Source organism: Pseudotamlana haliotis (assembly GCF_008806375.1).
In the GTDB taxonomy this organism is placed as follows: domain Bacteria; phylum Bacteroidota; class Bacteroidia; order Flavobacteriales; family Flavobacteriaceae; genus Pseudotamlana; species Pseudotamlana haliotis.
Map to the genome: position 1 here is coordinate 121542 of NZ_WAAT01000025.1, position 12805 is coordinate 134346.

Annotated in this window: 11 protein-coding genes; 8 read left to right on the forward strand and 3 right to left on the reverse strand. The window is 34.9% G+C overall.

Annotation, left to right across the window (positions count from 1 at the left end):
• The first annotated feature begins 94 nt into the window (after positions 1 to 94).
• Positions 95 to 1537, forward strand: a complete 1443-nt coding sequence (locus F6U93_RS03870) for a sodium:solute symporter (RefSeq protein WP_150937017.1) — start codon at positions 95 to 97, stop codon at positions 1535 to 1537.
• Here the strand turns inward: F6U93_RS03870 and F6U93_RS03875 are convergent.
• Both F6U93_RS03875 and F6U93_RS03880 read right to left on the reverse strand, forming a co-directional pair.
• Positions 1514 to 1876: a CoA-binding protein gene (locus tag F6U93_RS03875; RefSeq protein ID WP_150937041.1), complete on the reverse strand. Its 363-nt coding sequence runs from the start codon at positions 1874 to 1876 to the stop codon at positions 1514 to 1516. The genes F6U93_RS03870 and F6U93_RS03875 overlap by 24 nt on opposite strands.
• Before the next feature lie 402 nt (positions 1877 to 2278).
• Positions 2279 to 3283, reverse strand: coding sequence for a 3-oxoacyl-ACP synthase III family protein (locus F6U93_RS03880; protein WP_150937019.1), 1005 nt, complete (start codon positions 3281 to 3283; stop codon positions 2279 to 2281).
• A gap of 227 nt (positions 3284 to 3510) precedes the next feature.
• On the opposite strand from F6U93_RS03880, the gene htpG reads away from it, so the two are divergent.
• The 7 genes from htpG (at position 3511) to F6U93_RS03915 (ending at position 12011) form a co-directional block, all read left to right on the forward strand.
• Positions 3511 to 5421, forward strand: coding sequence for a molecular chaperone HtpG (gene htpG, locus F6U93_RS03885; RefSeq protein WP_150937021.1), 1911 nt, complete (start codon positions 3511 to 3513; stop codon positions 5419 to 5421).
• 175 nt (positions 5422 to 5596) lie between these two features.
• A complete protein-coding gene (locus F6U93_RS03890) occupies positions 5597 to 6283 on the forward strand; it encodes a DUF4377 domain-containing protein (RefSeq protein WP_225312545.1) in 687 nt (228 codons plus the stop codon).
• A gap of 54 nt (positions 6284 to 6337) precedes the next feature.
• Positions 6338 to 7162 carry an FKBP-type peptidyl-prolyl cis-trans isomerase gene (locus F6U93_RS14585; protein WP_191963449.1) on the forward strand — a complete coding sequence of 275 codons (825 nt, stop codon included), beginning with the start codon at positions 6338 to 6340 and terminating at the stop codon, positions 7160 to 7162.
• Between the two features lie 109 nt (positions 7163 to 7271).
• Positions 7272 to 7907 carry an MOSC domain-containing protein gene (locus F6U93_RS03900; RefSeq protein WP_150937025.1) on the forward strand — a complete coding sequence of 212 codons (636 nt, stop codon included), beginning with the start codon at positions 7272 to 7274 and terminating at the stop codon, positions 7905 to 7907.
• A 62-nt stretch (positions 7908 to 7969) separates the two neighbouring features.
• On the forward strand, positions 7970 to 8350 hold the full coding sequence (locus F6U93_RS03905; RefSeq protein WP_150937027.1) for a hypothetical protein: 381 nt from the start codon (positions 7970 to 7972) through the stop codon (positions 8348 to 8350).
• 140 nt (positions 8351 to 8490) lie between these two features.
• Complete coding sequence (locus F6U93_RS03910) at positions 8491 to 10662, forward strand: B12-binding domain-containing radical SAM protein (protein ID WP_150937029.1); 2172 nt, start codon at positions 8491 to 8493, stop codon at positions 10660 to 10662.
• A 107-nt stretch (positions 10663 to 10769) separates the two neighbouring features.
• Positions 10770 to 12011: a DEAD/DEAH box helicase gene (locus tag F6U93_RS03915; RefSeq protein WP_150937031.1), complete on the forward strand. Its 1242-nt coding sequence runs from the start codon at positions 10770 to 10772 to the stop codon at positions 12009 to 12011.
• Between the two features lie 14 nt (positions 12012 to 12025).
• Here the strand turns inward: F6U93_RS03915 and F6U93_RS03920 are convergent, their stop codons facing one another.
• A complete protein-coding gene (locus tag F6U93_RS03920) occupies positions 12026 to 12691 on the reverse strand; it encodes a M15 family metallopeptidase (protein ID WP_150937033.1) in 666 nt (221 codons plus the stop codon).
• Positions 12692 to 12805 lie beyond the last annotated feature (114 nt).

Below are 12805 nucleotides of genomic sequence, written 5' to 3' on the forward strand. Positions count from 1 at the left end.
TGCGAATTTAACATTTTTTAAAACATCTGAAAGGAAACATTAAAAAGAATAAAATCTGAAGCTTTTTTGTATTTTGGCTTAAAATAATCATTGAATGACTCCCACTCAAATTCTGCTTCTTATACTTGCGTATTTTGTTGTATTAATTTTAATTTCTTACTTAACAGGAAAAGAAGACAGTAACGAAGCCTTTTTTAAAGCCAATAAATCAGCGCCTTGGTATTTAGTAGCTTTTGGTATGATTGGAGCCTCACTCTCTGGGGTCACTTTTATTTCTGTTCCTGGTGCTGTTGAAGTCAAACAATTTGGCTATTTGCAGGTAGTTTTTGGATACTTTTTTGGCTACTTGGTTATTGCCTATGTGCTTTTGCCCATTTACTATAAACTGAACCTCACCTCTATTTACACCTACCTGAGAGACCGTTTTGGCTATGTGAGTTACAAAACTGGAGCGGTTGCCTTTTTAATCTCTCGAGTTGTTGGTGCTGCTTTCCGGTTGTTCTTAGTCGCTAAGGTATTACAGTTACTTGTATTTGACCAATATGGCATCCCATTTACGGTAACGGTGATTATCACTATTGCTTTAATTTGGCTCTACACCTTTAAAGGAGGGATTAAAACCATCATATTCACCGATACCCTACAAACGCTTTTTATGCTCATTTCTGTGGTAGTGACCATCGTGTTTTTGGCTTCGGTATTAGATTTAAACAGCGTTTCTGAGATTTACGCCAATGTGACTGCAAGTCCTATGAGCAAAACATTCTTCTTTGATAATGTTAACGACCCACAATATTTTATAAAAAGCTTTCTGGCTGGTATGTTCATCACTATTACCATGACTGGTTTAGATCAGGACATGATGCAGAAAAACTTAACCTGCAAAAACCTAAAAGAAGCTCAGAAAAACATGATTTCTTTTAGTGTGATTTTAATATTTGTGAATATTCTTTTCCTCGTTTTAGGCCTAATGTTAACACAATATGCCAACCAAAACGGTATTACAGCTAAAAAAGACGACTTATTTCCAACTATAGCCATGCTACCAGAAATTGGTATTATAACCTCATCTTTTTTTCTACTAGGTTTAATTGCTGCGGCTTATTCTAGTGCCGATTCAGCCTTAACATCGTTAACCACTTCATTTTGCATAGATATCATAGAGCTAGACAAAAAGCCTCAAGCCATACAGAAAAAAATAAGAAAACGTACTCACATTTTAATAAGTCTTGTTTTAGTGGTTGTTATCGTACTATTTGATGCTATTTTTAAAGATGTATCTGTTATATGGGAATTATTTAAAGCTGCCGGTTATACCTACGGACCACTTCTTGGTTTATTTGCTTTTGGTATTTTTACCAAAAACGAACTTAAAGACAAATACGTTTGGATTATTGCACTAATCGCTCCACTGGTATCTTACTTTATAAATATGTATTCGGAAGTTTTGCTAAATGGCTACCAAATTGGTTTCGAAATCTTAATTGTAAATGGACTCCTCACCTATTTAGGATTAATATTGATTCGTAGAAAGTAGCACTAAAGTACAAGCTGTTTCGTAAAAAATATCGCGTTCTTTTAGAAGCTCATAAAACTCAGGGTTTTCGGTTCCTGGGTTAAAGATCACACGTTTTGGGTTTAGCGTGATAATGTAATCGTAATATTCTTTTTGTCGCGTAGGATTTAAATACAAGGTTACAGTGTCTATATTTTTATAAGGAATTAAAGTCGTATCGATTTCAACTCCAGAAACCTCGCCTTTTCTTAATCCGAATGCAACGACTTCCATTTCTTTTGAAACTAAGCTCTGAATAGCCAAATGTGAATATCTGGTCGGTTTTAGTGAAGCACCTATAACTAGTGTTTTTTTATTCATCATTTTCATTTAATCTTTGTTAAAATTCGTATTTAACCCGTTTTATACGTCGTTAATCAAGAAAACTACAATTTAAACGTAAAAAAGTTTAAATATTGCAATAAAATCAACCTTTCTACGTTACCAAAACATACAATCTAGCCAAAACGAATATTTTATAATTATTAGAGTTAGTCATCTACACATATTAAATTCGTCACATAAGATTTGTATAACAAAGCTCGAAATTCGTTTCGAGCTTTTCTTTTTATGTTAAAAATCGTTAAAAATCAGATGGTTACGAAATCTATCGTAATTTTGCACGACTAAGAAGTAAGTTTATTAGCTTTAAGTGTTAATTGAAGTTGATTAATAGCTAAAGAAGCCCGAATTCGCGTTCGGGCTTTTATATTTTTTATTGGTTTACCATCTAATAATCGCACTTGCCCATGTAAAACCACTACCAAAAGCTGCTAGTACGACGTGGTCTCCTTTTTTTATTTTTCCTTCTTCCCAAGCTTCAGTAAGCGCAATAATTACAGATGCTGCCGTAGTATTTCCATACTTCATGATATTATTGAAAACCTGATCATCCTTCAAGCCAAATTTCTGCTGAATAAATTGTGCTATACGTAAATTCGCTTGGTGCGGAATCAACAAATCAATATCTTCCTTTTTCAAGTTGTTCTTCATTAAGCCTTCCATAATCACTTCGCTAAATCGTACAACGGCGTGTTTAAACACAAAGGTTCCATCCATGTATGGGAAATATGAAATATCTTCTTCTTCAGATTCTAAAATTTCTGGTACCCAATGTGCAATACTTGGCGATTCCACAATCAATTTATCGGCATATTTACCTTCACTATGCAAGTGTGTAGATAAGATGCCTTTAGAGTTGTCTTCTTCACGCGACATGACGCAAGCTCCTGCTCCATCACCAAAAATCACCGAAACCCCGCGCCCTCTAGTGGTTTTATCCAATCCGTTACTATGATATTCAGCACCAATAACCAGCACGTTTTTGTACATGCCTGTTTTTATAAATTGATCGGCCACCGAAATAGCATACACAAAGCCAGAACATTGGTTTCTAACATCTAAAGCACCAACAGTTGGCATGTCCAATAAATCTTGAATTTGCACGCCACAGCCAGGGAAATAATAATCAGGACTCAAGGTCGCAAAGACGATAAAATCAATGTCGTCTTTGGTAAGCCCAGCGCGTTCAATAGCTATTTTTGCAGCTTTAGCCCCCATAGTAGCTGAAGTATCCTTGCTTCCTTCTGGAATCCAACGTCGCTCTTTAATTCCCGTGCGTTCTTGAATCCACTCGTCATTGGTATCCATCAGCTTCGACAAATCGTCATTGGTGACCACGTTATCAGGTAAATATTTCCCTAAACCTATTATTTTAGAATTATACATAGTTAAAAACCTTTTATTTTTTCCGCGAAAGCGCCAATCGCTTTATGCATAAGCAAAATACAAAATATTACGATTAAACGAGAATTCAATAATTTCTTTTACAAAGTGTCAGTTTGTCACTTTTAATCAATTGGCATTTTTGTTGTCTATTCCTTTTTCAGATAAAAAAAATATAATAGTTTTTCACTTCCGTGGGAAATAAAAATAAAAATAAAAACAATAATACCATGACAAAAGGAAACATTAATGTATCGGTAGAGAATATCTTTCCTCTCATTAAAAAATTCTTGTATAGTGATCACGAAATCTTTTTACGTGAACTTATTAGTAACGCCACAGATGCGACTTTAAAATTAAAACACTTAACCAATATTGGTGACGCTAAGGTTGAATATGGCGACCCTAAGATTGAAGTTAAAATTGATAAAGAAGGTAAAAAACTTCATATTATTGATCAAGGTTTAGGTATGACTGCTGAAGAAGTAGAAAAATACATTAACCAAGTGGCTTTTTCTGGTGCTGAAGAATTCTTAGATAAATATAAAGATTCTGCTAAAGATTCTGGAATTATTGGTCACTTCGGACTAGGTTTCTACTCGGCGTTTATGGTTGCTGAAAAAGTTGAAATCATTACTAAATCTTTTAAAGATGAACCTGCTGCACATTGGACTTGTGACGGTTCTCCTGAATTTACTTTAGAGCCTTCTGATAAAACGGAAAGAGGTACTGAAATCATCCTTCATATTGCTGAAGACTCGACTGAATTCTTAGAAGAAAGCAGAATTAGCGAACTTCTATTAAAATATAACAAGTTCATGCCGGTTTCAATTAAGTTTGGAACTAAGGAAATTAACGATCCTGAGCACGAACCTGCCACAACAAAAGATGCTGAAGGTAAAGAAACTACTGAGCCGCACAGACAAATTACGGTTGATAACATTATAAACAACCCAAATCCAGCTTGGACGAAACAGCCTGCAGATTTAAAAGAAGAAGATTACACTGGTTTTTACAGAGAATTGTACCCAATGCAATTTGAAGAGCCTTTATTCCACATTCACTTAAATGTAGATTACCCGTTCAACTTGACAGGGATTTTATACTTCCCTAAAATGTCGAACGATATGCAAATGCAGAAGGACAAAATTCAGCTATATCAAAACCAAGTTTTCGTAACTGATAATGTTGAAGGTATTGTTCCTGAATTTTTAACGATGTTACGTGGGGTTATTGATTCGCCAGACATTCCGTTAAACGTATCGCGTTCATACTTACAAGCTGATGGTGCTGTAAAAAAGATTTCATCTTACATCACTAGAAAAGTTGCCGATAAATTAAAATCATTGTTCAATTCTAATCGTGAAGATTTTGAAGCGAAATGGAATGATATTAAAATCGTAATTGAATACGGTATGCTTTCTGAAGAAAAATTCTTCGAAAAAGCTGAAGCCTTTGCGCTTTACCCAACAGTTGATGGTAAATATTATACTTACGAAGAGCTTTACAATAAAATTAAAGCAAATCAAACCGATAAAGATGATAAATTAGTCATTCTTTACGCTTCAGACAAAGAAGCACAACACAGCTACATCGAATCGGCTAAAGCTAAAGGTTACGAAGTTTTACTTTTAGATTCACCTATCATTTCACACCTTATTCAGAAATTAGAAAGCACTAAAGAAAACATTTCTTTTGCTCGTGTAGATGGTGATCATATCAACAATTTAATTAAGAAAGATGAAACAACGATTTCTAAATTAGATGAAGAGCAAACAAAATCTTTAGATGAATTATTGAAAGAAGTGATTCCTACTGACAAATTTACAGTGCAGTTAGAAGCTATGGATAGTGATGAGTCACCATTTACTATCACACAACCAGAATTTATGCGTCGTATGAAAGAGATGCAAGCTACTGGCGGTGGTGGTATGAACATGTTTGGAAACATGCCTGAAATGTATAATCTAGTAGTGAATACAAATTCAGCATTAGTAAGCGAGATTCTAGATACAAAAACTAAGAAAAAACAAGAGCGTTTAATTACTCAAAGTTTAGACTTAGCACGATTATCACAAGGACTGCTTAAAGGTGAAGAACTTACAAACTTCATTAAGCGTAGCTACGAAATGATTAAATAATATTCTTGTGAAGGCAGGAATCTCATAAATAGTATCTCTATTTCTGTCGCTTTCGCGGAAATAAAATTCAAAACCACTTCGTTATTCATACGAAGTGGTTTTTTTAGTTAAAAAAATCGTAACCTAACGCAACCTTTTATTCAATATGACATCTATTAAACAACACCCTTTACATATGACTCTATTTAAAACATTATCCTTATTATTTTTATGTGCTATTATAAGCACTTCGTGCTCATCAAACGCTAACGAAACGACTACGTTTTGGGTAAACAGTATGAAAGTAGATTGCGATGCTGGGGCCGGAAAAGCACAATGCTTACAGATTTATAAAGGTGACGATTTAGAACACGCTAAATGGACTTACTTTTATAGCCCTATTGAAGGTTTTACTTTTGAGCCGGGTTTGCTTAAAAAGATTGAAGTTTCTGAGACGCATTTAGACCCAAAAGATGTCCCTGCAGATGCCTCTTCAATAAAATACACATTGGTTAAAGTCCTAGAAGAAATGCTAGACCCTAGAATGCATCTTCACGATATTTGGGCAGCAACGCATATAAACGGTAATACATTAAACAAAGAAAACACCTTTATTCCTACGCTTGAAATAAATATTTCCAGAATGGCCATTATGGGTACCGATGGCTGTAATAATTACACCGGAAACATTAAAAGTTTAGGCGATAAAAACATCACTTTTGGTCCTATTGCTGGAACTCGAAAAATGTGTCCTAACATGGAAACTCCAGATGCGTTTAACAAAGCTTTAAACCATTCGGCAAGCTTTAAACGAGACGGATTAAAACTCTATTTATTCGATGCCAACGGAAAAGAAACCCTTAGATTCAACAAAATAGATTAGCCCTTTTTAAAAATTCAACGCAACTATATTTTAATTATTATTTACAAATACCCTATGAAACACCTACTATTTATTTGCGCATTAGTGCTTTTTACAGCTTGTGAAAAAGATGAAGCACCGCATGATTACTCCACTGAAAATGAAGTTGAAATTCAAACTTACCTAGCTGAAAACAACCTAGATTCAAAAAAGAGTGGTTCTGGGTTACATTACATCCTTCACGAACAAGGAAAAGGTGCTGTACCACTTCCAACCGACCGTGTTAAAGTCGCTTATAAAGGTTATTTCACAGACGGTACTGTTTTTGAAGAAAACACCGAAGGTATTTCTATTGCACTTAATCATTTAATAAAAGGTTGGCAAGAAGGCTTGAGCTTTATGAGAGAAGGTGCCAAAGCCACTTTAATCATCCCGGCACATTTAGGTTATGGAAACAAAGGTCAAAATGATATTCCAGGCGGATCGGTGATTATTTTTGACGTAGAACTCATCTATGTGAATTACACCACTGAAAATGATTTAGAAATCCAAGAATACTTAACAGAAAACAACTTAACAGCTCAAAAAACCACTACTGGTTTATATTATTCAATAGACACCCCTGGAACTGGAGACACCCCTAGCTTATCAGACACAGTTAAACTTACCTATAAGGGATATTTTACAGATGGGGAAACATTTGATCAAAGCACCAGTGAAGTCACTTTTAATTTAGAGAACCTTATTAAAGGTTTTGCTGAAGGCATGACTTACTTCCAAGAAGGTGGTATAGGTACATTATACATTCCTGCTCACCTAGCATACGGAAACACTGGTCAGGGCGATATTTCCGCTGGAACTGTTTTAATTTTTGATATCGAACTGGTTTCAATAGATTAAAAAAATTGCTCTTATATATTCGAGCCACTCCTAAACGTAGGAGTGGCTTTTTTTATTAATTTTGACGAATCAATAAAACACGGCTTTCATTTTAATTCTAAATAATATTTTGAAAATAATTTCTACAAACACCTCAAAACCCCAAACCATTATTTGGAATGACAAACCCGTAGAAACGGGTATTTATAAAACCCCAACTAACACCCCTATTTTCTTAGGAAAAACCGATGTTAAAAACGACACGGTAACCGATAGAAAATATCATGGTGGCGAATTCAAAGCTTGTTATTTATTTTCTGAAGACCATTACACTTACTGGAAATCTCTATACCCTAATTTAGACTGGAATTATGGCATGTTTGGAGAAAACTTAACAGTTGAAGGCTTAAACGAATCTAAAATTCTTGTAGGCAACATTTACCATGTTGGAACGGCCTTAATTCAAATTACAGAACATAGAGAACCCTGCTTTAAATTAGGTGTTAAGTTTGGTACGCAAAACATTTTAAAACAGTTTATAGATTATGGATTTCCTGGAGCGTATATCCGTGTGTTAGAAGAAGGCGCTGTAAATGTTGGAGACACTTTTAAACTGGTAAAACAAGCTCAAAACAGCTTAAGCATACAAGCCCTTTTTAAATTAATTTTTGAAAAAGAAAAAAATCAAGACCATTTAAAAAAAGTTATAATAAACGAAGCGCTCCCTATGAAACTTAAAAATGATCTTCAAAAACACTTAAGTTAACAGGAAGTGAATTTCTAAAGTTTAGATTTTATTGTATTTCTTTTTTTTGTATTTTTAGTCTTATGAGCAAGACAACAAAAAAATTAAAACTCCATCAGTATAGCGATATCTATATTCTGAATAAACCTGAAACTTTTGATGAAGTCTTCAAGGATATTTCCTATTCTGAATCTTTAGTAACCACCTCTTGTGTGGAATGTGCATTGGTTTTTGCTAACACCAAAGATGAATTCATCAATCAAATGCTCACTTTATCACCTAGACTTTTAGACCATTCTGTAGTTTGGGTTTTTTATCCGAATAAAATGCCTATTAGTGAAATCTCAAAATTACATATTGAATTTGATTGGGACTTTTTAGGCGACTACCGCTTAAAACCTACAAAGCTCTATACCATAGACAAAACCTGGAACGTGATGAAAATTAAAAAAATTCACGTTTAATACCAATTATAACCTAAAAAGAGTCATAATTGGTTTAAGTCATTTAAATTTAGGCATATTTACTAATATAACTCCCGCCTACAATTTGTCTTCAAGCCAAGTCTTTTCTACTATATTTGCAGCATAATTTATATCGCAATTTGAAAGACTTACTACTCATAACGCCTCCTTTTACACAACTTAATACGCCCTACCCTGCTACGGCTTATCTTAAAGGTTTTTTAAACACTAAAGGTATTGGCGCCTATCAAATGGATTTGGGTATTGAAGTGATTTTAGAGCTATTCAATAAAGAAACTTTTGAAGAACTTTTTGAATTGGCTTATGAGAACGACAGAATTATTTCTGAAAACTGCGAGCGCATATACGCCCTAAAGGAAGCTTATTTAAAACCTTTAGACCAAGTTATTCAATTTTTACAGGGTAAAAACCAAACTCTAGCGCAACAAATATGCAGTGATAATTATTTACCACGCGCCTCGCGTTTCAATCAATTAGAAGACATGGATTGGGCTTTTGGTTCTATGGGTTTTCAAGATAAGGCCAAACACATCGCTACTTTATATCTAGAAGATTTATCAGACTTTATCGTTGAATGTATCGATGATAATTTTGGTTTTAGCCGCTATGCCGAACGCCTGGGACAAAGTGCGAATAGTTTTGATGAACTTTATGATTTTCTTCAAGATGACCTCAGTTATATTGACCAAATCACACTTGAGATTCTTGAAAAACGAATTAAAGCAACCCAGCCTAAGCTTATTTGTCTATCTGTGCCCTTTCCAGGGAATTTATATAGTGCTTTTAGATGTGCACAGTTTGTAAAAAACAACTACCCCGATATAAAAATTGCCATGGGTGGCGGATTCCCAAACACCGAATTACGCTCAGTTAGCGATGTTAGAGTATTTAAGTTTTTTGACTTCATTACCCTAGATGATGGGGAGCTTCCAATAGAATTGTTAGCGACTTCAAAAGAAGCATACAAACGTACCCTTCTTTTAGAAAACGGCAAAGTGGTTAATAAAAACAACAGTACAAAACCAGATTACAAACAAGCTGATATAGGCACACCTGATTATTCTGATTTACTTTTAGACCAGTACATCTCCGTGATTGAAATCGCAAACCCTATGCATAGCTTATGGAGCGACGGTAGATGGAATAAACTCACCATGGCACACGGTTGTTACTGGGGCAAATGTACTTTCTGTGATATTTCATTAGATTATATTAAAATTTATGAACCCATTACGGCTAAATTACTGGTAGACCGTATGGAACAAATTATAGCACAAACCAACGAAACCGGATTTCATTTTGTTGACGAAGCGGCACCTCCTGCCCTAATGAAAGCCTTGGCTTTAGAAATATTAAAACGAAAAATCACGGTGACTTGGTGGGCTAATATCCGGTTTGAGAAAAACTTCACCAACGATTTGTGTCAACTTCTTAAAACATCAGGTTGTATTGCCGTTTCTGGCGGCTTAGAAGTGGCTTCAGACCGTTTGTTAAAACTCATTGATAAAGGTGTTACCGTTGAGCAAGTGGCGCAGGTAACACGTAACTTTACCGCATCAAACATCATGGTACACAGTTACCTCATGTATGGCTACCCCACGCAAACCATACAAGAAACTGTAGATAGTCTAGAAATGGTTCGCCAACTTTTTGAAATTGGCATCATTCAATCTGGTTTTTGGCATCAGTTTGCACTGACCGCTCATAGCCCAATTGGACAAAACCCTAGTGATTATCATATCACTCCGAATTATAAAAACATCAGCTTTGCTAATAATGATGTAGATTTTACCGATGAAACGGGTGTAGACCATTCTCAATTTAGCTACGGATTAAAAAAATCACTGTTTAACTTTATGCACGGTATTGGTTTTGAATTACCACTTCAGGACTGGTTCGATTTCGAAATTCCTGATACCACTATTAAACATGATTTTATTTACGATTGTTTAGAAGATTCTGAAACATTCAAAATTAAACCAAGAGCAAAAATAGTATGGCTAGGCAGTCTTCCTATAGTGACTGAACAATCGAAAACAAAAAAAGGCCATTCTCATCACAGTCTGAAATTAAAGTTTCATACTAAAGAAGACGCTTTCAATATTGTTTTACCAAAAAATCATGGCGAATGGTTTCTAAAAACTCTAGACAAATTAGCACCTGAGAACATCCAACTCCTATCACTTTCAGAATTGAAAAAGGATTTTGAAACGCATTTTGAAGATTTTGAATTGTTTTGGTTTTCAAAACCCATGCAAATTTTAAAAGAAAATGGGTTGCTAACTTTGTAATGAACTTTAATACCAATTTAATTTTATAATGTCGTATTATATGGTTAAAATGGTATAAGTAGACAACTCAAGGCAATTTCAGTTATCTTTGCAGCAAATTATTTTTTATGTCATTTAAAGATTTGAAACTCAACAGACCGCTTTTAAGAGCTGTCGCTGAAGCTGGATACGATAACCCAACCTTGGTTCAAGAAAAATCCATTCCCTTAATTTTAGAAAAAAGGGATGTTATTGTTTCTGCACAAACTGGTACTGGAAAAACGGCAGCTTTTGCACTACCTATACTTCAATCTTTATTTGACAGTCAAGATGCGCCTAAAAAAGGAAAGCAAGTTAAGGCCTTAATTATTAGTCCTACGCGTGAATTAGCCTCACAAATTGAAGAAAACTTTAAAACTTATAGTAGTTATACCAACCTTAGAACAGGGGTTATCTATGGCGGTGTGTCCATAGAACCTCAAAAAGAAATTCTAAAAAAAGGCTTAGACATTTTAATCGCTACTCCAGGGCGTTTATTAGACTTACATAAACAGGATTATGTAAACCTAGATTATGTAGAAACTTTGGTTTTAGACGAAGCCGATTTAATGCTAGACATGGGCTTTATTGATGATGTTAAAAAAATTGAACGCCTTTGTACAAAAGAAAAGCAAGTGCTGTTATTTTCAGCAACCATTCCTTATAAAGTAGAGCAATTAGCCAATTCAATTTTGACGAATCCAGAACGTATTGAAGTTGCCCAAAATTCATCAACCTCTAAAAACGTCAATCAATTTCTTTATTTCGTTCCTAAAAAGAATAAAATAGAATTGTGTCTTCATGTCTTGAGGAATACCATAAAAGGCAATATTATTATTTTTAGACGTACCAAGTTTGGTGTTGATAAGCTAGAACAAACCCTACTAAAAAACGGTTATAAAGTAACGAGTATCCACGGCGATAAAAGTCAGACAGCAAGGCAAGAGGCTTTAGATAGCTTCAAAAAAGGTGAAACGAACATTTTAATCGCTACTGATGTCGCTGCTCGAGGTATTGACATCGATAATTTAGATGCTGTGGTCAACTTCGATTTACCAAACATTCCAGAAACTTACGTACATCGTATAGGACGAACGGCCAGAGCAGGAAAAACAGGTATGGCTTATGCCTTTTGTTCAGCAGATGAAAAGACTTATATACAAAGCATTCAACAGCTTATCCACCTTCAATTAGATGTTGTTGATGACCATCCTTACCCTTTAGACCCGAAAGCAAAGCCAGAAGTTCATAAATCTAAACGTACGGGAAGTAAGCATAAAAAAGGCCGTAAAAGTGTGGCTTCAAAAAAGAAAAAGAAGCGTTGGTACTAAAATCTGGTAAAAAACTATTCTACTGGAAAATCAAAATACGTATTTGGAAAAGGCTCATGACGTAAAGTAAAATGCCACCATTCTTTAGAATATCCTCTAAAGCCATGATTCAGCATGACATCATGTAATAGTTTTCTATTTGCCTGTTGTTCCTCTGTAATATCCTGATTATTGTACCAGGAAACTGGTCCGAAAAAATCAAAAGGACTTCCCATATCCAGGAGTTCACCTGTATTGCCGTCAATAATAGTTAAATCAACGGTACTACCCTTACTATGCCCTGATCGTGTGGCAATATAATGTTGTTTAAATAAGTACCTTTTTTTTATGTGAGGGTAAAAGATTTGTTTTGTCAATGTGTCACCCGGTTGTCTTGCCCAGTTAATAAAATGATTTACAGCACGCTGTGGCCGGTAGCCATCAAATACTTTTAAGCACAGGTTTTGCATCTGTAACTCATCATTAACCTTTTTTAAAGCCTCGGCTGCTTTTTGAGATAAAATCAACTTATCAGCATGGTAGCCTTCAACAGGTTTACCAACAAAGTTATTAGAAGAATGGTAGCGTAATTCAACATCTAAATCGGGGATAACCTCCTTGACATATACGAAACCTTCAGGGAGTTGAGCAAAAACACTAAACGTACTTAAACAAAAGATGATGAAAACCTTTAACTTCATTTTGACTATAATTTCTGCGAATTTAGAAAATAATGTGGTTGATTATAGCATGCTTTAATGATATATTACATGTAAGGGATCAAGCGCAAAAGTTGTGTGTGAATTACGTACAGT

Coding starts and splice junctions, on each gene's coding strand:
- htpG (WP_150937021.1), top strand. CDS start 3,511: ATGACAAAAGGAAACATTAATGTATCGGTAGAGAATATCTTTCCTCTC.
- F6U93_RS03870 (WP_150937017.1), top strand. CDS start 95: ATGACTCCCACTCAAATTCTGCTTCTTATACTTGCGTATTTTGTTGTA.
- F6U93_RS03890 (WP_225312545.1), top strand. CDS start 5,597: ATGACTCTATTTAAAACATTATCCTTATTATTTTTATGTGCTATTATA.
- F6U93_RS03920 (WP_150937033.1), bottom strand. CDS start 12,691: ATGAAGTTAAAGGTTTTCATCATCTTTTGTTTAAGTACGTTTAGTGTT.
- F6U93_RS03880 (WP_150937019.1), bottom strand. CDS start 3,283: ATGTATAATTCTAAAATAATAGGTTTAGGGAAATATTTACCTGATAAC.
- F6U93_RS03875 (WP_150937041.1), bottom strand. CDS start 1,876: ATGAATAAAAAAACACTAGTTATAGGTGCTTCACTAAAACCGACCAGA.
- F6U93_RS03915 (WP_150937031.1), top strand. CDS start 10,770: ATGTCATTTAAAGATTTGAAACTCAACAGACCGCTTTTAAGAGCTGTC.
- F6U93_RS03905 (WP_150937027.1), top strand. CDS start 7,970: ATGAGCAAGACAACAAAAAAATTAAAACTCCATCAGTATAGCGATATC.
- F6U93_RS14585 (WP_191963449.1), top strand. CDS start 6,338: ATGAAACACCTACTATTTATTTGCGCATTAGTGCTTTTTACAGCTTGT.